16 protein-coding genes and 1 pseudogene are annotated in these 21,062 nt (G+C 61.1%); 8 read left to right on the forward strand and 9 right to left on the reverse strand.

Annotated features, from left to right (window positions below; genetic code table 11):
- Window positions 1–134 precede the first annotated feature (134 nt).
- From N2A98_RS02865 to ureE, 4 genes are read right to left on the reverse strand one after another with little or no spacing between them, the layout of a single operon-like run.
- On the reverse strand, window positions 135–707 hold the full coding sequence (locus tag N2A98_RS02865) for a HupE/UreJ family protein (protein WP_034125669.1): 573 nt from the start codon (window positions 705–707) through the stop codon (window positions 135–137).
- A 22-nt stretch (window positions 708–729) separates the two neighbouring features.
- Window positions 730–1,344 carry an urease accessory protein UreG gene (ureG, locus tag N2A98_RS02870; RefSeq protein ID WP_003188109.1) on the reverse strand — a complete coding sequence of 205 codons (615 nt, stop codon included), beginning with the start codon at window positions 1,342–1,344 and terminating at the stop codon, window positions 730–732.
- A gap of 14 nt (window positions 1,345–1,358) precedes the next feature.
- Window positions 1,359–2,033 carry an urease accessory protein UreF gene (locus tag N2A98_RS02875; RefSeq protein ID WP_047712453.1) on the reverse strand — a complete coding sequence of 225 codons (675 nt, stop codon included), beginning with the start codon at window positions 2,031–2,033 and terminating at the stop codon, window positions 1,359–1,361.
- The gene (ureE, locus tag N2A98_RS02880; RefSeq protein ID WP_003188112.1) at window positions 2,030–2,530 is read right to left on the reverse strand and encodes an urease accessory protein UreE; all 501 of its coding nucleotides are present in this window, start codon (window positions 2,528–2,530) and stop codon (window positions 2,030–2,032) included. The genes N2A98_RS02875 and ureE overlap by 4 nt, the downstream gene beginning before the upstream one ends.
- A gap of 339 nt (window positions 2,531–2,869) precedes the next feature.
- Between ureE and N2A98_RS02885 the strand changes: the two genes are divergently transcribed.
- Entirely contained in the window at window positions 2,870–3,376 is a 507-nt protein-coding gene (locus N2A98_RS02885; RefSeq protein ID WP_275623000.1) for a C40 family peptidase, read from the forward strand.
- Window positions 3,377–3,381: 5 nt separating this feature from the next.
- On the opposite strand, the gene N2A98_RS02890 is transcribed toward N2A98_RS02885, so the two are convergent.
- Window positions 3,382–4,014, reverse strand: coding sequence for a TetR family transcriptional regulator (locus N2A98_RS02890; RefSeq protein ID WP_003188114.1), 633 nt, complete (start codon window positions 4,012–4,014; stop codon window positions 3,382–3,384).
- Between the two features lie 151 nt (window positions 4,015–4,165).
- Window positions 4,166–4,486 (reverse strand): hypothetical protein, encoded by a 321-nt coding sequence (locus tag N2A98_RS02895; RefSeq protein WP_003188116.1) that lies wholly within the window; start codon window positions 4,484–4,486, stop codon window positions 4,166–4,168.
- Between the two features lie 357 nt (window positions 4,487–4,843).
- Between N2A98_RS02895 and N2A98_RS02900 the strand changes: the two genes are divergently transcribed.
- Entirely contained in the window at window positions 4,844–6,910 is a 2,067-nt protein-coding gene (locus tag N2A98_RS02900; protein ID WP_044271037.1) for an AsmA family protein, read from the forward strand.
- 113 nt (window positions 6,911–7,023) lie between these two features.
- Here N2A98_RS02900 and N2A98_RS02905 read toward each other — a convergent pair whose 3' ends face one another.
- A complete protein-coding gene (locus N2A98_RS02905; protein ID WP_003188119.1) occupies window positions 7,024–7,554 on the reverse strand; it encodes a ferritin-like domain-containing protein in 531 nt (176 codons plus the stop codon).
- 176 nt (window positions 7,555–7,730) lie between these two features.
- Between N2A98_RS02905 and N2A98_RS02910 the strand changes: the two genes are divergently transcribed.
- Complete coding sequence (locus N2A98_RS02910; protein WP_047712456.1) at window positions 7,731–8,621, forward strand: triacylglycerol lipase; 891 nt, start codon at window positions 7,731–7,733, stop codon at window positions 8,619–8,621.
- A 91-nt stretch (window positions 8,622–8,712) separates the two neighbouring features.
- Here N2A98_RS02910 and N2A98_RS02915 read toward each other — a convergent pair whose 3' ends face one another.
- The gene (locus N2A98_RS02915) at window positions 8,713–9,600 is read right to left on the reverse strand and encodes a DMT family transporter (protein WP_044271043.1); all 888 of its coding nucleotides are present in this window, start codon (window positions 9,598–9,600) and stop codon (window positions 8,713–8,715) included.
- Window positions 9,601–9,698: 98 nt separating this feature from the next.
- Here N2A98_RS02915 and N2A98_RS02920 point away from each other — a divergent pair, with 98 nt between their 5' ends.
- The 4 genes and pseudogenes from N2A98_RS02920 (at window position 9,699) to N2A98_RS02935 (ending at window position 12,049) form a co-directional block, all read left to right on the forward strand.
- Window positions 9,699–10,487, forward strand: a complete 789-nt coding sequence (locus tag N2A98_RS02920) for a helix-turn-helix transcriptional regulator (RefSeq protein ID WP_034125676.1) — start codon at window positions 9,699–9,701, stop codon at window positions 10,485–10,487.
- Window positions 10,488–10,558: 71 nt separating this feature from the next.
- Window positions 10,559–10,858: a PsiF family protein gene (locus tag N2A98_RS02925; RefSeq protein WP_003188123.1), complete on the forward strand. Its 300-nt coding sequence runs from the start codon at window positions 10,559–10,561 to the stop codon at window positions 10,856–10,858.
- A gap of 58 nt (window positions 10,859–10,916) precedes the next feature.
- A pseudogene (locus N2A98_RS02930) lies at window positions 10,917–11,003 on the forward strand (outer membrane lipoprotein carrier protein LolA); the annotation flags it as partial.
- Between the two features lie 32 nt (window positions 11,004–11,035).
- Window positions 11,036–12,049 carry an AI-2E family transporter gene (locus tag N2A98_RS02935; protein ID WP_003188124.1) on the forward strand — a complete coding sequence of 338 codons (1,014 nt, stop codon included), beginning with the start codon at window positions 11,036–11,038 and terminating at the stop codon, window positions 12,047–12,049.
- Window positions 12,050–12,590: 541 nt separating this feature from the next.
- On the opposite strand, the gene N2A98_RS02940 is transcribed toward N2A98_RS02935, so the two are convergent.
- Complete coding sequence (locus N2A98_RS02940) at window positions 12,591–13,859, reverse strand: Hsp70 family protein (RefSeq protein WP_032893792.1); 1,269 nt, start codon at window positions 13,857–13,859, stop codon at window positions 12,591–12,593.
- Window positions 13,860–14,025: 166 nt separating this feature from the next.
- Between N2A98_RS02940 and N2A98_RS02945 the strand changes: the two genes are divergently transcribed.
- Window positions 14,026–20,973 (forward strand): DUF6543 domain-containing protein, encoded by a 6,948-nt coding sequence (locus tag N2A98_RS02945; protein ID WP_275623001.1) that lies wholly within the window; start codon window positions 14,026–14,028, stop codon window positions 20,971–20,973.
- Window positions 20,974–21,062 lie beyond the last annotated feature (89 nt).

Below are 21,062 nucleotides of genomic sequence, written 5' to 3' on the forward strand. Positions count from 1 at the left end.
GTAGCAGGCTTGGGATCGGTGGTGTTTGTACTGGCGCTATCGCGGGCAAGCCCGCTCCCACATTTTTGAAGTGTGAACCCTCTCAAATGTGGGAGCTGGCTTGCCTGCGATGAGGCCCTTACAGGCGCTGACGATCAGCCCGCCAGCAACCAAACCCCAGTCGCCGCCGAAGCCGCCCCGGCCACTCGCACCAGTGGCGCTGCAGCCGCCGGTAAAAAGCGCACCACCGCATAACCCGCAGCGTGCAACACGGCGGTCGCCCCCACAAACCCAGCCGCATACGCCCAAGGGCTGGTCATATCCGGCAGTTCCAGGCCATGGGCCACGCCGTGAAACAGTGCAAACAGGGCCGTGGCGCCTACCGCCACGAACAGCGGTGGCCGTACCGCCAATGCTACCGCCAGGCCCAACGCCAGCACCGAGGCGGCAATCCCGCTTTCCAGCGCCGGCAGTTGCAGCCCTTCAAACCCCAGCACGCCGCCGATCAGCATGGTGCCGACGAAGGTGCACGGCAGCGCCCAGCGCGCGGCGCCTTTTTGCTGCGCAGCCCAGAGGCCCACCGCAAGCATGGCCAGCAAGTGATCGAGGCCGCCCAGGGGATGGCTGATACCGGCCACCAGGCCATTGTCGCCGTGGCCCGGATGGGCGAAGGCCAGGGCCGGGGCGAGCAGCAGCGCGGCGGCGGCGAAAAGTCTGTTGAGTCTCATGGACAGGTTCCTTATGGGTTGATCAGGCGGCGGTCAGCAGGCCCTGGCGTTCGATGAAGGCGACGATGTCATCCAGGCCGACCCCGGTTTTCTGGTTGCTGAACACAAAGGGTTTGCCGTTGCGCATGCGCTGGGTGTCGCTGTTCATCAGTTCCAGCGAGGCGCCGACCAGCGGGGCCAGGTCGATCTTGTTGATCACCAGCAGGTCGGATTTGCAAATACCGGGCCCGCCTTTGCGCGGCAGCTTGTCGCCCGCAGACACATCGATCACATAGATGGTCAGGTCCGACAGTTCCGGGCTGAAGGTGGCCGACAGGTTGTCGCCGCCGGACTCCACCAGAATCAGGTCCAGGCCCGGAAAACGGCGGTTGAGTTGGTCCACGGCCTCCAGGTTGATCGAGGCGTCTTCGCGAATCGCCGTGTGCGGGCAGCCACCGGTTTCCACGCCGATGATGCGCTCCGGCGCCAGGGCCTGGTTACGCACCAGGAAGTCGGCGTCTTCGCGGGTATAGATGTCGTTGGTGACCACCGCCAGGTTATAGCGATCGCGCAGCGCCAGGCACAGGGCCAGGGTCAGGGCAGTCTTGCCCGAGCCTACCGGGCCGCCGATACCAACGCGCAGGGGTTGTGTGTTCATGTGCTTCTCCACAATCAGGAACGGAACAGGCGGCTGTACTGGCGCTCGTGGGCCATGCACGCCAGGGACAGGCCAAAAGCGGCGCTGCCCAAATGGTTAGGGTTAATGCGTTCGGCATCCTGCTGGGCTTGTTGCAGCAGCGGCAGCAGCTCGCTGGTCAGGCGCTGGGCGGCTTGCTGGCCCAATGGCAGGGTTTTCATCAGCACCGCCAATTGGTTTTCCAGCCAGCTCCACAGCCAGGCGGCAAGGGCATCGCCAGGGCTGATGTGCCAGGCGCGCGCGGCCAAGGCCCAGCCAAGGGCCAGGTGCGGTTCGTCGCGTTGAGCGAGAAAGTCACGGGCGCTGTCGTCCAGTTCCGGCAAGCCGTTGAGCAGTTGTTGCAAGGAGTAGCCCATCTGGCGGCTCTCCTGATACAGCTCGCGGGTCTCACGGCTGGCGCGATGTTCGTCGCACCACTGCGCCAGTTGGGCCCAGTCCTGCTCAGCGGCGGCGCGGCAATGGGCGAGCAACAGCGGCGCTTCGAAACGCGCCAGGTTGAGCAGCAACTGGTCACTGATCCAGCGTCGGGCGCTCGCGGCGTCCTGTACGCGGCCGTTGTCCACCGCCATTTCCAGGCCCTGGGAATAGCTGTAGCCGCCAATCGGCAATTGCGGACTGGCCAGGCGTAGCAGCGCCCAGGCTGGGTTCATAGACGCACGCCGAACTGATGCAGCTTGGGCGCGTAGTTGAAGTCTTCATCGCCATGGCGTGAGTGATGATGGCCACCGCCATAGGCGCCGTGCTCGGGTTGAAACGGCGCTTCTATGGTCTGCGCATCGGCGCCTAGCTGTTCAAGCATGGCCTTGAGCACGTAGTCATCGAGCAGGCGCAGCCAGCCGTCACCGACTTGCAGGGCCACATGGCGATTGCCCAGGTGATAGGCGGCACGGGTCAGCTCAAAGGCATTGCGGCAGGTGACGTGCAGCAGTTGTTCAGGACGGGCGCACACCCGTACGACGCGTCCGTCTTCTGCCTGTAGGAATTCGCCATCGTGCAAGGGCGGCTGGCCCCGCTCCAAAAACAGGCCGACGTCTTCACCGTCGGCACTGAAACAGCGCAGACGGCTTTTGCTGCGGGCTTCGAAGTTGAGCAGCAACTCGGCGGCCCAGAGGGCTTGGGGGGCGATTCGGCGGTGTATCACCAGCATCAGAGAGCTTCCAGCTGTGAGCGATGAAAGACCTAGAGCAAGGGGCTTGCCAATCATGGAATTGAGTAGGAATTCCCTGTAGTCAGGCAGGCATGCTGCTCAATAGGGCGTCGGATAATTCGGTGTGTGTATCAATTTGGTGCGTGTCGATGTTTATAGCACCGGCGAAGGGCGTTTTGCGTTGATGGTGGCGCTCAGCTTGATGAAATTTCTTTCATCTTTTTCTCAGTAGGCGGTTTTTAGGATTTGTCCTACGAATCATGAGGATTTGGAGTTCATGAGATTACTTGAGGGTTCTTTAGGCTATGCGCCCTGTTTAATGCCACCGCGACGTTTATCATGCTTCGATCAATTTTCTGTATATGCCTGGTCAGCCTGACCTTCTTTATTTCATCGGCATCGGCCAACTTTCAGCCTCGCGCCACCTTCGGTTCGTCGCTGCAAAGCCTCAAGCCGGTCTCCATCGACGACGTGATCGACCGCGCCCATGAGTTGCTGGGCACGCCCTACAAGTGGGGCGGCACTTCTGCAGAGCAGGGCTTTGATTGCAGCAGCTTCCTGGTGTACCTGTTCAAGACCGAGGCCAATATCCAGATACCGCGCACCACCACGGCCATGCACCGCTCATCGGCGGCGACCATCAAGCGCAATGCGTTGAAGCCTGGGGATGCGGTGTTTTTCAAAGGCAACGGGCGCGGCCAGGTCAGCCATGTCGGCCTTTATATCGGCCAAGGCAAATTCATCCATTCGCCGCGCACCGGCAAAACCATTCGTATCGACTCATTGAGCAATAGCTACTGGAACAAGCACTACACCACTGCCAAGCGTTTCCACACGGCGGGTTGATTGCTTTATTCGGTGCTGCCCAGCCCTTGCCAATGCTTGAGGCCGATAAAGATAAAGCGCAGTTGTTGGGTGATCTTCGCCTGGGGCGTGAGGTGGGCCGGCAAGGCGTGGGCCGGTGGGTCGATGATATCGGGCAGGGTGGCGAACACGCTCTTGACGATCAGGTCGGCCATCACATGCAAACCTTCCGCATCCAGGTGCTGCAACTTGGGCATCAACGTCAGGTCGGCGGCCAAATCGCGGGTGATGTCTTCGCGCAGGGCGGCGATGGCTTGGCGCACGGCCAGGCAGCCGCCGTACTGTTCGCGGGCCAGAAACAGAAATTGCGAACGGTTGGCCGAGACCACATCGAGAAAGATGCGCACCGAGGCATCGATGATGCCGCCCATCACGAATTCGTTGTGGCGCACCAGGCGGATCGTGGCGCGGAAGGTCTGGCCGACTTCGCTGACCAATACCAGCCCAAGTTGGTCCATGTCGGCGAAATGGCGGTAGAAACCGGTGGGCACGATACCCGCGGTCTTGGCCACTTCGCGCAGGCTCAGGCTGCCAAACCCACGGCCACACTCCATCAGATGGCGGGCTGCGTCCATCAGGGCGAGGCGGGTTTGTTGCTTTTGTTCGGCGCGGGGCAGCATGAGCGGATGAGCTTTGTCGGCAAGTACAGCGACGCACTCTAGCAAAAGCGCTTTGCCGGCGTCGAACTTGGCAGGGGCGGGGCGTGACGCGGTCTATATAAAAGCAAAAGCCCGATCGGCAGATCGGGCTTTTTTCTGGGCCACCACAGGCTTAGCTCTGTGCTTGATGCAGTTCTTGCAGACGGTCGGCACCGCCTTCAGCAACGCCTTCGGTGTAGGCGCGTTTGTTGGCTTGTTCAGCACCGCCTTCAACCAGACCTTTCTCTTGCAGGCGGTTGTAGCCATTTTCAGCCACGGCGCCTTTGGCGTAGTCACGGTTTTCGTCTTCTTGCGAACCGCTGCGAGCTACGGTTTGGCTGGTTTGCACGGCTTGGGCTTTGTTCTGTGGGGTGGCCTGTTCGGCGGCTGGCAGGGCAAAGGCGCTGGAGGCCAGGACAGATAACAGAACGGTAGCGAGTAATTGGCGTTTCATGATGGTTGCTCCTTGGGAGGGCGATAAAGTGGGTACAGGGCTAATGTTACCCTTGATAAGTCGATATAAAAGTTCATAAACACAATGGTAATAATCAACAGAATTGATTGTTCTCCCCGGAGGCTCTAGATCGAGCCTCTCAAGCCCGCGGCTTTGCACCGATGTGGGTATTTTCGACACGAACCTGGGTAACAATGGTGCGTCGTCGATGGGAAAAATGGTCTGGTTGATCAGGAAAATCGCTTTTTTCGGCTAAATCCGCCGTTGCGTTAAACCCCCAGGCACTTTGCCAGTCGTAGTCCTATAAGCTGTTTAAAAGGCTGTTGCCCAGCCAGTCGTATTCAGGAGTCCTGTGCAATGACGCGCACTCGTAAAATCGTCGCTTGGAGCTGCGCCAGCTTCGTTCTGTTAATGGCCATCGTGGTACTGGTGTTGGTGTTCTTCGACTGGAACCGCATCAAGCCGCCCCTCAATGCCAAGGTCTCCGAAGAACTGCATCGTCCGTTCGCCATTAACGGCAACCTCGCGGTGGTGTGGCAGCGTGAGCCCGATGAAGGCGGCTGGCGCGCCTGGGTGCCGTGGCCCCATGTGATTGCCGAAGACCTGACCCTGGGTAACCCCGATTGGTCGAAACAACCGCAGATGGTCACGCTCAAGAAGGTTGAGCTGCGCATATCGCCCCTGGCCTTGCTGGTGCAGCGTGTGGTGATCCCGCGCATCGACCTCACCGAACCCAGTGCCCAGTTGCAGCGCCTGGCGGATGGCCGCGCCAACTGGACCTTCAAGTTCGACCCCAAGGACCCCAACGCCGAACCGTCCAACTGGGTGGTGGACATCGGCGCCATCGGCTTCGACAAAGGCCATGTGACCCTTGACGATCAAAGCCTCAAGACCCAGCTGGATGTGATCATCGACCCGCTGGGCAAGCCGATTCCCTTTGGCGAAATCGTCGGCGACGCCGATGCCAAGAAGGCCTTGGAAAAAGGCTCGGCGCCTCAGGACTACGCGTTCGGCCTCAAGGTCAAAGGCCAGTACCACGGGCAGAAGCTTGCGGGTACGGGCAAGATCGGTGGCTTGCTGGCCTTGCAGGACGCGGCCAAGCCGTTCCCGCTGCAAGCCCAGGTCAAGATCGCGGACACCAGCATCGCTCTGGCCGGCACGCTGACCGACCCGCTGAACCTCGGCGCCCTGGACCTGCGCCTGAAACTGTCGGGCAGCAGCCTGGGCAACCTGTACCCGCTGACCGGCGTGACCCTGCCGGACTCGCCGGCCTATTCCACCGACGGCCATCTGATCGCCAAACTGCATGAAGCCAGCGGCGCCTCCTTCCGCTACGAGAACTTCAACGGCAAGATCGGCAACAGCGACATCCACGGCGACCTGGCCTATGTCGCCAGCCAGCCACGGCCCAAGCTCAGCGGCGCGCTGGTGTCCAACCAGTTGCTGATGGATGACTTGGCGCCTTTGATCGGCGCGGACTCCAACGCCAAGCAAAAAGCCCGTGGCGGTGAAAGCAAACAGCCGGCGACCAAAGTGCTGCCGGTTGAGGAGTTCCGCACCGAGCGTTGGCACGATATGGATGCCGACGTCGAGTTCACTGGCAAACGCATCGTCCACAGCGCCGATTTGCCCTTCACTGATCTCTACACCCACCTGGTGCTCAACGACGGCCAACTGAGCCTCGAACCCCTGCGTTTCGGCGTGGCCGGTGGCAAGCTCGATGCGCAGATTCGCTTGAACGGTCGCACCACGCCGATGGAAGGTCGCGCCAAACTCACGGCGCGTAACTTCAAGCTCAAGCAGTTGTTCCCCACCTTCGAACCGATGAAAACCAGCTTTGGTGAACTCAACGGCGACGCCGATATTGCCGGGCGCGGTAACTCCGTGGCAGCACTGTTGGGCACCTCCAACGGCGACCTGAAGATGCTGATCAACGATGGCGCCATCAGCCGAAGCCTGATGGAAATCGCCGGGCTCAACGTGGGCAACTACGTGGTGGGGCGTCTGTTCGGCGACGAGGAAGTGAAGATCAACTGCGCGGCGGCGGACTTTGGCATCAAGACGGGCCTGGCGACCACGCGGTTGTTTGTGTTCGATACCGAGAACGCGATCATCTACATCGATGGCACCGCGAATATGGCTACTGAGCAGTTGGACCTGACCATCACGCCGGAATCCAAGGGCTTTCGCCTGTTCTCCTTGCGTTCACCGCTGTACGTCAACGGGCCGTTCATCAAGCCCAATGCCGGGGTCAAGGCCATCCCGCTGGCACTGCGCGGTGCGGGCATGGTCGCTCTGGGTGTGATTGCCGGGCCTGCTGCGGGCTTGCTCGCCTTGGTGGCCCCAAGTGGTGGCGAGCCCAATGAGTGCGCACCGTTGCTGCAACAGATGAAGGAAGGCAAGGCGCCCAAGACTGTTAAGTAACTGTGGGAGCGGGCTTGCCCGCGATAGCGGAGTATCAGTCAATGATTTATCAACTGGTCCAACGCTATCGCGGGCAAGCCCGCTCCCACAGTGGGGTGTTGCAGTGTTAGTGGTTACAGGTCCTGCAGAATATCCGCCATATCGTCGGCGTGTTCTTCTTCCTGGGCCAGAATGTCTTCGAAGATGCGACGGGTCGTCGGGTCTTTATCACCGATGTACTGGATGATCTCGCGGTAGCTGTCCACCGCGATCCGCTCGGCCACCAGGTCTTCGTAGACCATTTCCTTCAAGGTGTTGCCGGCCACGTATTGCGCATGGGAGTTCTTGGACAGCAGGTCGGGGTTGAACTCCGGCTCGCCGCCCAGTTGCACAATGCGCTCGGCCAGTTTGTCGGCGTGCTCGGCTTCCTGGGTGGCATGTTCCAGGAACTCATCGGCAGCCACGCTGGCCTTGAGGCCGTTGGCCATGAAGTAGTGACGCTTGTAGCGCAGCACGCAGACCAGTTCGGTGGCCAGCGACTCGTTGAGCAGGCGGATGATTTCTTCGCGGTCGGCGTCGTAGCCTTCGGTCACGGCGCCGTTTTCGACGTTCTGGCGGGCGCGGCTGCGCAGGGTTGCAACGTCAGTCAATTGTGCTTGAGTCATTTCAATCTCCTGGGGCTAATCCGGTTGTACGCCGCGCTCTGCCGGCGGGGTCGTTATCAGGTGTGAGTCCTGGGCGGCGCAAAAAGTTTTATTGGATTTGCCGGCGGGTGTCATCTTCTGGTCGCGGGCGTGGGCTAGCCTGACTTTATTCCGTCTGGATCAAGGACGTTAGGCCCATGCCGCAGTCGTTAGCTACACGTTACCCCTTGGTGCTGGTGCCCGGCATGCTGGGTTTTGTACGCCTGGGGTGGTTCCCCTACTGGTACGGCATCGTCCCGGCGCTGCGGGCTGGTGGGGCGCAGGTATTTGCTGTGCAGGTTGCGCCGCTGGATTCCAGCGAGGTGCGCGGTGAGCAGTTACTGGTGCAGATCGAGCGGATTCTGCGCGAGACCGGCGCCGACAAGGTCAACCTGATCGGGCATAGCCAGGGCTCGCTCACTGCTCGTTATGCGGCGGCCACGCGCCCGCAATGGGTGGCCTCGGTGACCTCGGTGGCCGGGCCCAATCATGGCTCGGAACTGGCCGATCATATCCACGCCCATTACCCGGTCGACAGCGTCAAAGGCCGGCTGATGAGCGCAGCGTTTCACTTGGCCGCCTGGGTGATGGGGCTGTTGGAAACCGGCTATCGCGGGCCGCGCTTCAAGGCCGATCTGCCGGCCTCGCACCAGTCCCTGACCAGCGCGGGTGTGGCGCTGTTCAATCGCCAATATCCCCAGGGGTTGCCCCAGGAATGGGGTGGGCAGGGAGTGGAGGAGGTCAACGGTGTGCGCTATTACTCGTGGTCCGGCATCTTGCAGCCGGGCAAGACCGACCGCGGGCGCAACTTGCTGGATGGGACAAATCGCAGTTGCCGCTGGTTCGCCCGCAGCTTTGTGCGGGAGAAGGGCCAGTGTGACGGCCTGGTCGGGCGTTACAGCTCACACCTGGGCACGGTGATCGGCGATGACTACGCCTTGGACCACTTCGATATCGTCAACCAGTCCCTGGGGCTGGTGGGCAAGGGGGCCGAGCCGATCCGCTTGTTTGTCGAGCATGCCCGGCGGCTGAAGGCGGCCGGGGTTTAACCGGGCAGCCGCGTTATCGTTCTTCGCAGGCAAGCCAGCTCCTGCCTTTGAAATGCATTCCCCTGTGGGGCTTGCCTGCGATAGCGATGGCTCAGGCCACGCTGACCCTTCGGCCAACCGGCGTGGTCCAACGCTCCGACAAAATCACCCCACCCAAGGTCAGCAAACCGCCCACCAAGTGATACAGCGCCAACTCTTCCTTGAGCACCAGCGCCGCAATCAGCGCGGTAATCAAGGGCAGCAGGTTGAAAAACAGCGTGGTACGGCTTGGCCCCAGGGTCTTCACCGAGTGCATCCACGCCAACGGCGCCAGCATCGACGCCAGCAGGCAGGCGTACAGCACCAGCGGAATATTCGCCCAGCCCAGACCTGCCTTGGCCGAGAACAGGTACAGCGGAAACAGCACCACCACCGCCACCAGCACCTGCAAATACAGGAGCACCAACGGCGGCAGGCGCAGCTGCCATTTTTTCAGCAGGGTGCTGTAGACCGCGTAGGCCAGCGTGGCAATCAGCATCATGCCGTCGCCCAGGTTGACCCCATGTTGCAACAGCGCGCCCAGGCTGCCAGCTGATACCACCACTACCACGCCTGCGAACGACAGCACCGCGCCGGTCAAGGCGCCAAAGGTCAGGCGTTGACCAAGGCTGATGATCGCGGCGGTCAGCGCCATCAATGGCATCAGCGACAGGATGATGCCCATGTTGGTGGCGCTGGTCAGCGTCGCGGCGTAGTAAGCCAGGCTTTGATACACCGCCATGCCGAGCACGCCGAGGATAAAGATCTTGCCCAGGTTGGGGCGGATCTGCGGCCAGTGGGCGACCACCGGTTTGAGCATGAACGGCGTGAACAGCAACGCTGCGAACAGCCAGCGATAAAAGCCGATTTCAGCCGGAAAGATCGAGCCCACGGCCAATTTGTTGACCACGGTGTTGCCGGCCCAGATAAAGATAGCCAGCAGTGGATACGCGTATTGCATTGAAAAGAAACCCAGTGTGTTGACGAGGCAGGATTATCCTCTGTCTGGATCGAAGCCTATACTGCGATCCAGACAACTGAGCGTTGAATCCAGACAACATGTCCCGACACACCGTCCGCCTGCCCGATTTCGCCCGCCTGCCAAGCCCGGTGTACTTTCGGTACTCCGATTTTGCCCCGGACACCGAATGCACCCCGCACCAGCACACCTGGGGCTCGCTGGATTACTCGGCCAGCGGCGTGATGCGCATGGAAGTGGCGGGTAATCGCTTTATGTCGCCACCGCAGTACGCGGTGTGGGTGCCACCGCATACCGAGCACAGCTCCTACAATGCCGAGGCTATTGTCTACCACTCCGTAGGCCTGGCGCCGCAGCTGTGCGAGCAGTTGCCGCAGCAGCCTTGCACGTTGGCGATCAGCGACATTCTCAAGGCGATCCTCAAGGATTTCGCTCTGCGCGACGTCAATGCACCGCGCACCGACGCCGACATCCGCCTGGCCCAAGTGCTGGTGGACCAGCTCCGGCAAGCGCCGGTCCACGATTGTTTCCTGCCCTACGCCCGCCACCCTGGATTGCTTGGGGTCTTGGAGGGCATGCAGGCAGAGCCGGGAGATAATCGCCCGCTGGCGCAATGGGCCGAACAGGTGCATGTGAGCGAGCGCACCCTGGCGCGCCAGTTTGTGCGCGAGCTGGGCATGAGCTTTGGCGAATGGCGCCAGCGCCTGCGCTACCTGGCGGCCATCGAAGCGCTGGACAGCGACCGCAGCGTGCAACACGTGGCGTTTGATCTGGGCTACAGCACCGCCTCGGCGTTTATCGCCATGTTCCAGCGCCACGCTGGCTGCACGCCGGAGCAATACCGACGGGCGAATATCCGTGGCCGGTGAAGTTGTAACAGGTTTTGACTACACTGCGCGGTAGGCCGTGCCCGTCGGCACGGTAACAGGGAGAAAACTCCATGAAGATGCTGCGTATTCCGTTGTTGATGATGGGCCTGCTGATGTGTGCCCAGGGTTTTGCCGCCACTGCCCAGCAGAACAAAATGACCACCTGCAATGCCGAGGCCACCACCAAGACGCTCAAGGGCGATGACCGCAAGGCCTTCATGAAGACCTGCCTGTCGGCACCTGCCGCCAACGACGCCAAGACCCTGACCCCGCAGCAGCAGAAGATGAAAGACTGCAATGCGTCGGCGAAAACCCAAGCCTTGGCCGGTGATGCGCGCAAAACCTTCATGAGCACCTGCCTGAAGAAATAATAGCCCCGGGCCATAGAAGGCTGCGACACTCGCACACAGCCCCTTTGTAGGCGCGAGCTTGCTCGCGAAAAACGTGAACGATCACACGGGCGCCCTGACTAAACGAGGCGCTCTTGCGTTTTTCGCGAGCAAGCTCGCTCCTACAACATCCTTCAACGCCGTTTGTTTTGAGGCTGTATGCCAACGTTTTCTCAGCGTCATGTGTTGTTGCTGTCCAGCTACATCATCATTTTCGGCGGGTTGCTGCTGGTACTGCCGCTGAAATTGCTGCCCAGCCTGCTGGCCGGCCTGTTGGTCTATGAGCTGGTCAACATGCTCACCCCTCAACTGCAACGCCTGATCGAAGGCCGGCGCGCGCGTTGGCTGGCGGTGGCTTTGCTGGGCACCCTGATCGTCAGCGTGCTGGCCTTGATCTTTGCCGGCGCCATCAGCTTCCTGCTTCACGAAGCGGAAAACCCCGGGGCTTCCCTGGATAAATTCATGGGCGTGGTCGACCGTGCGCGCGGCCAATTGCCGCCGTCCATCGACGCTTACCTGCCCGCCAGCGCCGCGGAGTTTCGCGTGGCTATTGGCGATTGGCTGAGCAAGCACCTGAGCGAACTGCAACTGGTCGGCAAAGACGCCGCCCACATGTTCGTCACCTTGCTGATTGGCATGGTGCTGGGTGCGATCATCGCCTTGCAGCGCGTGCCCGACTTGACCAAGCGCAAACCCTTGGCCGCCGCGCTGTTCGACCGCCTGCACCTGCTGGTCCAGGCGTTTCGCAACATCGTTTTTGCCCAGATCAAGATCGCCGCGTTGAACACGGCCTTCACCGCGGTGTTCCTGGCGGTGGTGCTGCCGCTGTGTGGCATCCACCTGCCGTTGACCAAGACCCTGATCGTGCTGACTTTCCTGCTTGGCCTGCTACCGGTGATCGGCAACCTGATTTCCAACACGCTGATCACCATCGTGGCGCTGTCGCTGTCGATCTGGGTGGCGGTGGCGGCGCTGGGGTATTTGATCGTGATCCACAAGGTCGAGTACTTCCTCAACGCGCGAATCGTCGGCGGGCAGATCAGTGCCAAGTCGTGGGAGTTGCTGTTGGCGATGCTGGTGTTTGAGGCGGCGTTCGGCCTGCCGGGGGTGGTGGCGGGGCCGATTTACTATGCCTATCTCAAGAGCGAGCTGAAGCTTGGGGGGATGGTTTAGGCCTTGTGTCGCCTGGGCTGACGCCATCGCGGGCAAGCCCACATTGAAATGCGATCCCCCGTGGGAGCTGGCTTGCCTGCGATGACGGCCTCACAGCCGGCCCCTGTCTATCTGACGCCCCGCGATCAAACTGTGGGAGCGGGCTTGCTCGCGAAGGCGGCCTGACAGTCAACGCAGTTCGATTGTGTATATATCCATTGCTGCGGTAACGGCCACTTAGGGTTCCGCCCTGACGGCGGGTCACTTTGGAAAAGCCCCAAAGTAACCAAAGGGCTCTTGCCCCACCACTCGGCACCTCGCTTGGGCTCGGTGTGCCCGTAATCCGCCAGTGATTTGGGGGGCCGCCGCCACGCGCCATCCATGGCGCGGGGCGGCTAAACCGGCATCCCTGCCGGTTTACCCCCCAAATCCCTGTCGAATTCCGGCCAGCGTGGTTTAACGGGGCGCCTGAGATCAAAAGCAGATCAAGAGCAAGATCAAGAGCGGCTCGCTTCGCATCGTGGTTACCGTCGGAGGGGCGTGCCACGGTTTCAACTGAAACTCAGCAACCGTAACGCTTGCTCGCCTCAATCGCTAAACCACTGCCAATACTGCCGAAGATATTGCCTTCCACATGCCGCGCATTCGGCAGCATTGCCGAGATGCTGTGGCGCAGTGCCGGGATGCCGCTGGAGCCGCCGGTGAAGAACACGGTATCCACCTGCGCCACGCTCACCGAGGCGTCGTTGAGCAACTGCGTGACGCTGCCGCGTACACGTTCCAGCAAGCTGTCGATGGACGACTCGAACAGTGCGCGGCTCAGGTCTACGCTCAGGCCCGCTTCGATGCGGTCCAGCGGCACGTGGCGGCTGTCTTGGTGGGTGAGCTGGATCTTGGTTTCTTCCACTTCCATGGCCAACCAGTGCCCGGCGCGCTGTTCGATCAGTTTGAACAGGCGGTCGATGCCGCCGGTGTCTTCGATGTCGTAGCGCATGCTGCCCAGGGCCAGCTGGGATTTTTGTGAGTACACCGAGTTGATGGTGTGCCAGGTGGCCAGGTTCATGTGGTGGCTGGTGGGCATGTAGGCGCCGCTTTTCATGCGGCTGCCGTAGCCGAACAGCGGCATCATGCCTTGTAGGCTGAGCTGTTTGTCGAAGTCGGTACCACCGATGTGTACGCCGCCGGTGGCGAGGATGTCGCTCTGGCGGTTGTCGTTGTGACGACGCTCCGGCGACAGGCGCACCAGGGAGAAGTCGGAGGTACCACCGCCGATGTCGACGATCAGCACCAGCTCTTCTTTGGTGATGGTGGACTCGTAGTCGAAGGCGGCAGCAATCGGTTCGTACTGAAAGGAGATGTCCTTGAAGCCGATCTTGCGCGCCACGTCCACCAGGGTGTTTTCTGCTTCCTGGTCGGCCATCGGGTCGTCATCGACGAAGAACACCGGGCGGCCCAGCACCACTTCTTCGAACTCACGGCCGGCGTTGGCTTCGGCGCGGCTCTTGAGTTGGCCGATAAACAGTGCCAGCAGGTCGGTGAAGGGCATGGCAGTGCCGAGCACGCTGGTGTCGTGCTTGATCAGCTTGGATCCCAGCAGGCTCTTGAGCGAGCGCATCAGGCGGCCTTCGTAGTTCTCCAGGTATTCGTGCAGCGCCAGGCGACCGTAGACCGGGCGGCGCTCCTCGAAGTTGAAGAACACCACTGACGGCAGGGTGATCTTGTCGTCCTCCAGCGCGATCAGCGTCTCCTCGCCGGGGCGGATCCAGCCGACGGTGGAGTTGGACGTGCCGAAGTCGATGCCGCAGGCACGGGCTGGGGATGCGTTTTTCATGTCTCACAGGTTCCGGGCAAAAAACGGCCGCGCAGTGTATGCCACTGGCGCGCGGATGCGTAGACCGGTGATCCGTAAATCCACCGGCATTCGCGCTACATAGCTACGTCTTGAGGCTGCCGGGGTTTGGCTAGGCTGCGGTTTTACCGCTCACGGATGAACCGCTATGCCTGATGCAACCTTTACCGCCGACCTGCGCGGCGTGCACTACGACTTCCTCAAACAACGCGTGCCAAGCTGGTTCCTGAACGGCACGACCCAGCGCCAGGAAGAGCTGGGCCAGCACGAGATGGACATTCCTTCCTGGTACCTGGCCGCGACTCACCAAGACAAAACCACCCTGGCCGAGCAGCACACACGTTTTCGCGAAACCCTCAATTCAATCGAAGAGCATCTTGGCCAGATCGACGACATCCTGGCGTTTGCCGAGCAGCCGCTCAAGGACGCGATCAAAAAGCAGTTCAACCTGGAGTTGGATGTACGCAATGTGTTCCTCGTGCGCAAATATGCCTACAAAGGTGCTCGCGACGATTTCTACGGGGCCTTTGTTTTTGAACAGCAAAACGACCCCAGCCTGACCTACACCTACCGTGGCACATCCCTGCTGGAAGCGGCGCTGGCCAATTTCGAGGCCGATGAAGAACAGCCTTCGCCGTGCACCGATTGCCAACTCATTACCCGCTGGAATCCCGAGAACCCCCACATCATTGCGACATTCGCCGCCGTCAACGCCCACGCGGTGGCGATCAAGCCCCATGAGTTTGCCAAGCTGTGCCGCACCCTGGACCTCGGCGCGCAATACCAGAAGCACATCAAGGCGGTTGTCGAACCCGACGCCGCCCAAGAGCGCGAGGCGCTGGAGCAGTTGCTTGAGGAGCATCAACGCCAGCAACTGGCGCTGAGCATCGAGATTGCCCGGTTGCAGTTAAACGGCGCGTTGAGCGCCGATGCCTACCAGATGCTCAAACAGGTGGTGGCCGGTTCCGGCACACCGAAGCTGGCGGGCAAGCCGGTCACCTACGCCGCCCTCAAGGTGTTGGACCGCGTGCTGGTAGGGCCGCTGCTGATCGGGCCAGACCGTGAACGTTCGGACCGTACCGAGCCACTGGTGGTGTACATACCCGGCGACCCGCAACAGCCGGTCAAGGAGTACGCCTCCAGCGGCGAGTTCATGGTCGATCTGCGCATGCGCTTGCACAGCGCATCCTATCGACGCTTTTTTAGTCGCTTTATACCGGTGCACGAGCAAGGCAGTTTTTTCGCCCGTTTCAGCCGGTTGTACCAGCCAGCCGATAATGGCAACGGTGGGGCCGATTATCCGCTGCGTACCTCGTTGGTGCGTTTGCCCATGGACGGCTTCCTGCTCAGTGGTGACCTTTGGCAGCGCAGTCGGCAGGCACATATCCGCAAGATTTTGAGTGATGCGCGGGCCGTGGCCGTACCCACCGAGGACGAGGATCGCAAGGCGCGGCTGGAGCGTCTGGAAGGTTTTTTCGACGCCGCTGTCAGTGTGTTCAACCTGGCGGCCTTCGTGGTGCCAGGGTTGGGGCCCATCATGCTGGCCGTGGGCGCGTCGCAGATGTGCTACGAGGTCTTTGAAGGGATAGAGGCCTATGGGCAAGGCGAGCCACGGCAAATGTGGGCGCATTTTGCCTCGGTGGCGTTGAACGTGGCGTTTATTGCCACCGGCGCCAAGGTACTGCCTGCCGTCAAATGGCAGAGCGCGGTGGAGCATCTCAAGCCTGTGACGATGCCGTCCGGCAAGCAGGTGTTGTGGAACCCTGACCTCGCGCCCTACGCAGCCCCCGTCAAACCGGCGCCCGAAGCCAAGGCCAACGCGCTGGGCCTGTACGACCACGACGGGCAGCAACTGGTGGCATTCGAGGACGCCCATTATCAGGTCAAGCAAGACCCCCTCACTGGCGATTACCGCATCCAGCACCCGACCCGCTCCGGCGCTTATGCCCCGGAGCTGGAACACAACCACAACGGGGTATGGAGCCATGAGCTGGAAGAACCGCTGACCTGGGATGAACCGACCTTGCTCAAGCGCCTGGGGCTTGTCGACCAGGCGGACCCGCTGCGCATCAGCGGTGTCGACACCGACGTGTTGCGCCAGGCCGCGGTCCATCACGAGCCATTGCCGTGGTTGCTGGAAGACACGCTCAAACGCTTCGAACTGCACCAGCAGCTCACCACCTTTGCCGAGCGCATCAGAAGCAGTGACCCCTTGGTGTACTCGAAAGCCGAACCCAAGCTGCAATTTGACCTGCTTCAACGCCGCGGCCTGTTGCCTGACAACGTGGCGCTGAAAGTCATCGGCCCCCAGGGCGAGGTGCTCTGGGAGACGCCCGATGCACCGGCTTCAGCCAGCAAGCGCGTGATGGTGGTGACCGAAAGCGCCATGGCCCGGGGCGGTTTGCTGCGCGAGTTGTTGTATACGTTGCAGGGTGTCGACCCGCTGCTCAAGGAGTTTCCCGGCAGCCCCGAGGAGTCGCTGGAGGTGCGCGCCGGCAAGCTGCGCCACTATCTCGGCGATGCCGTTGACAGCCTCAAGGGGCCGTTGCTGGAACAACGCTACCAAGCGCTGAACCCTGCGCCCGATGCCGATGTGCAACGTCTGCTGGATACCTACCCGGCCTTGCCCACACCGGTCGCCGAGCGTGTGTTGCAAGGGGCGACGACGGATCAGTTGCAGGCCTTTCGCAGCACCCGCCGCTTGCCTGAGCCCCTGGCCACGCAAGCCCGATGGTGTGCCCAGGAAACCCGGGTGGCCCGTGCCTACGAAGGGTTGCACCTGGACACCCAGACGCACCTCGATAGCCAGCGCCTGGCCTTGCGTACCCTGGAAACCCTGCCGGGCTGGCACCGGGGTTCGCGCATCGAGCTGCGTCAGTATTCGGCTGAAGGCACGGTGCTGGATGCCATCGGCTCGCCTGACTTTCCGCACAAACGCACATTGGTGCTGCTGGAAAGCGGCGACTTCCAAGCCTCCATGCCCGGTGATTTCTACAGCGCTATCTGGGAACAATTGGCGCTCGATGAGCGCCAGCGTCTTGGCTTGAGCAGTGCCGTTGAGCTCAAGCAGGCGATTCAACGCAGCCCGTTACCGCGAGAGCCGTTGCGCACGGTGCTGGAGGAGAACCCACTGCGCAAACCTGACTACGACCCGATGGCCAGGCTACTGGGCGGCGCCCCAGGGGTGCGCCAGTTGTTAAGGACGGCGGGGAATGTGCTTCGCTCCCCGGCGGAGCGGGTACGGCGGTTGTTTCCAACCTTCAGCGACGAGCAGGTCACGGCGTTCATTGAGTCGCTGGGTGAAGACGTGCGGGGCGAGTTGAGCCGCCGTGAGTTGGAGTACCGCACCCTGAAAAAAACCTTGAAAGTCTGGGCGCAAGCTAAGGGGCCGCGGGCCTTGGCCCCTTACAGCGAGGAGTGGCGTGTGAGCGAAGAGATCAAACGCTGCTGGCGCCGTGAGACCGGGAGCCAACTGCACATTCGCCTGCCCAGGGACAACCTCTATGGGGTGGATTTGCCCGCCATAAAAGGAGGCTTCGACCATGTCCAGGAATTGGTGTTGTCGAATGTCAAATGGGGTGGGCATTCCAGTGCGTTGTTCCTCGAAAACTTTAACGAGCTGAACAGCTTGAGCGTCACCGGGGCCGAAATGACCGAGCTGCCTGCGGTAATTGGCGACATGAAGCAGCTCACTGCGTTGAAGCTGCACGACAACGGCTTGCAGTTGACTGAACATAGCGCGGGCTTGGTGAGTAATCTCAATGCGCTGCAAGTGCTCGACCTGTCGAGTAATCCGCTGGGCGTAACGCCAGACTTCAGTGGCATGCCCCATTTAAGAGAGCTGAATCTGTATAGGACGCGCATCGAGCGGTGGCCCTCGGGGTTGAGAGAGCAAGCCGGGCTGGAGCGCCTCGACCTGCGTCAAAACCGTCTGCAACAGGTACCGCAGGACAACCTGGTGCCGCCCGCGGATCAATTGGAAAAAGTGGCACGGATCAACAATGTCACCTTGCTCGAGAATAATCGCTTCCCCCCCGATTATTGGAAAACCTTCGATAAGTACTGGCAGGACCTGGCCCAGTCTCGACCCGACCTGTTGCAAGGGGCATTGGAGGGCGCTTTCGACAGTAAAAACCCGCGCATCGAGAAGGTGCAGTACATGTACCCCGAGTACTCCGTGCAGAAGGCCAGGGCGCTTATCTGGTCCTGGGGTGAAGGGGCCGAGGCGCAGCTCAACCGCCTCTGGCAAGAGCATTCTGTGCTGCTGCGGCAGTTGAACGGGTGGCTGTTCTCAGGCGGTGGTGAGCGCCAGCGCTATGTGCGTGTTGGCGAGCGTGCCAATGACGCAGGGTCTTTGCGTGACCGCCACCAGGCCTGGGACCGCATCTTGCGCTGCTGGAGGCAAGAAACACCGCAACAGCTCACCAATGATGGCGAACCTTTCGGCCTGGAGTTGAACCTCAGTGATCTGAACCTGCCGAGCCTGCCTGACCTGGACGCGGATTTCAGCCATGTGGGTTCGCTCAAACTGAGCAATATGAACCTTCGAACCTCGCCGGAAGGGTTCCTCGCGCGTTTTCGTGGGGTGCGCTGGCTCGATGTGTCCAAGAACCAGTTGCGTGAGTTACCGCCGGCGGTCGGGCAGATGCATGGCTTGACCCGCTTGTCCCTGCAAAACAACCGGATCCGCCTGACTGCCGATTCGGCGGCGATACTCTCGTCACGCACCACGCTCAAGGCTCTGGTACTCAATTCAAACCCCCTGAGTAGGGCGCCGGACTTCAGCCAAATGACCAACCTGCACTCGTTGGGCATGGGGGCCACCGGCCTCGATACCTGGCCTACCGGCTTGGACGAGCTCCCCCTGTTGGACATGGTGTACCTGCGAGGCAACAATATTTCCACCTTGCCCGATGCGCTGATCGCCCCGTCGGACGAGCAACTGGAACAGACACTGCGGGTCACCCGGGTAACCGACCTGGGCCTTAACCCGCTGTCCGCCGATACGCGACAACGCATCAACGCCTACGGCGACCGGCTCACCGCCACCGAGCGAGCAGCCAATCGATTGGTCGCCAGTGTGACGAGTGCGGTGGATGGCCCGGTGGTGTCGCATGACGCGGATGCTCCGTTTCGGCGCTGGGCCACGGGCTTTTCCACTGAGCAGTTGGCGCAGCGCCGGCTCCAGTGGTCCACCCTGCGTGCGTTAGCGGGTTCGGACGGCTTCTTTGAAGTGCTCCGGGATCTGGAAATAGCGCCTGCCGGGCGTGAAGACTTGCAGCGCCGCATCTGGGAGGTGATCGATGGCATCACGCAAAACAGCAATGAGTCCGAGCAGTTGCGCAAGGAGATGTTCGAGTGGGCGGGGCGGGCGGCCTGCTGTGACCGGGCGGCGTTGACCTTCAGCAACCTGGAGATTCTGCTGATGACCTACAACGCCAAGGTACTCGCTTTGGACTCGACCCAGGGTGAGGCCCTGCTGAAGCTGTCCAAGGGGCTGTTCCGTCTCGATGAACTGGAAAAGATCGCCCTGGAGGATATCGACCAGCGCAGGGCCGCGATCAACGCGCGTGAGGGCTTGACCCCTGCCCAACGGGAGAGCGCCTTGAGGGCCGTGGAAGAGGTGGAGGTGCGCATGGCGTATCGCCATGGGCTCAAGGATCGCCTTGAATTGCCCGGCCAACCGCAGCAGGCCCGGTTTGCCCATTTCGGCAATGTGACCCAGGCTATGCTTGATGCGGCCTACCAACGGGTGCTCAGCCTGGATAACTCCGCCCAGGAGTTGCAAGCCATGCTCGCCAGAGACTTCTGGAAAGACTATGTGGCGAATAAATACCGGGCGCAGTTTGAAGCACAGAACGTACCCCATCACGAACAAATGGAAGCCTTGCAGCGCGACTTCGAGGCCGGGACGCTGCCCCGTGCAACCTACGACACCAAGGTCAAGGCATTGCAGGCGCAGTTCGAGATTGAAGAAGCACAATTGATCGAACGCTTGAGCCGCGATGAAGTGGCGCAGGCGCTGGTGCCGACAGCGAGCCTTGAAGTCTTGGTAGAGAACGCCAGCCCCGGGCTGCAACTGTCCCAGGCGCAAGCCATCGACTTCAATGGCAAGCGCTACTTCGTGGCGAGCATGCCCGATGCGGGTGATGGCGAGCATTACGTGTTATGGGTACAAGCGGCGGATAACCCCTTGCGCCTGACCAGCAGCGCAATCGTGGCCAAGCCTGATGTCAAGGGCGTGTGGCGCCGCCGAGGCCTGGCGGGCGGTATGGCGCCGCCGGGGTCCGACGATGAGTTTGTCGACGCGTCGGAATCCATGCCGGTCAAGCCCTATACAACGGCCGAACTCAGTTACATGCGCCGGGAAGTGCACTTTACGGCCAACCCTAATCCGGTCGGCAGTTACATCCGCGCCAACAACGGTAAGTACCCACTCAGGGATTACCAGGGCAGGCCGATCCGTATCCGAACCCTGGAGAGGCAAGTGACCTTGGATTCCGGCGCGCAATACACCTCCGCGCAGGTCAAACCCTACATCCAGTTCGAAGGCTATGAGCACGTCGGTGCACGCTATGAAGCGCAACTGCAACTGCGCACGTTCACCGCGCAGGATGTGAAAGTGCCTGGCGAAAAGGCGTTGATCGGCCAGTCCATGGTGGTGGCCAACCGGCGTATCGCCAAAGGGGAAATCGTCGGTGTCTACGGCGGTACCGTACTGCCGTCGGGGATCTTCGGCGAGGGCGGCCAGACCTACACCATGAAGGTGGGCAGCCAGAAGGTCGCCGAGGGTAACGTTCTGATGGAGGTGCCGATTCATTTGTCGGGGGACAATATTCTGTCGCGAATAAACACTCACTTTGAATATGACGAAAACGGCAAGCCGCTGCGCCAGGCGCCAAGTGGCTATAACGTCGAGACAGTGGGGTTTGATGTTGAGGCCGACATGTGGCTGGGCATGGGGCCGGGGGCGCAGATAAAGCGCAAGCCGTTCATCCTCAACACCCTTTTCGCCACTGAAGATATCGCCGCGGGCACCGAGCTGCGATTGGACTACCAATACACCGAGGGGATGATAAAAAAGCTGTTCGCTTGATCCTACGCAGGTCGGTAACCCGTCCGTCGTCGTAAATAGCGGTATCGCATCTTGAAAGACCGCGTTTTGCCCCAATCTTGTGGGCATAT

Source organism: Pseudomonas sp. FJ2-5-13, from assembly GCF_029201605.1.
GTDB lineage: Bacteria > Pseudomonadota > Gammaproteobacteria > Pseudomonadales > Pseudomonadaceae > Aquipseudomonas > Aquipseudomonas lactis.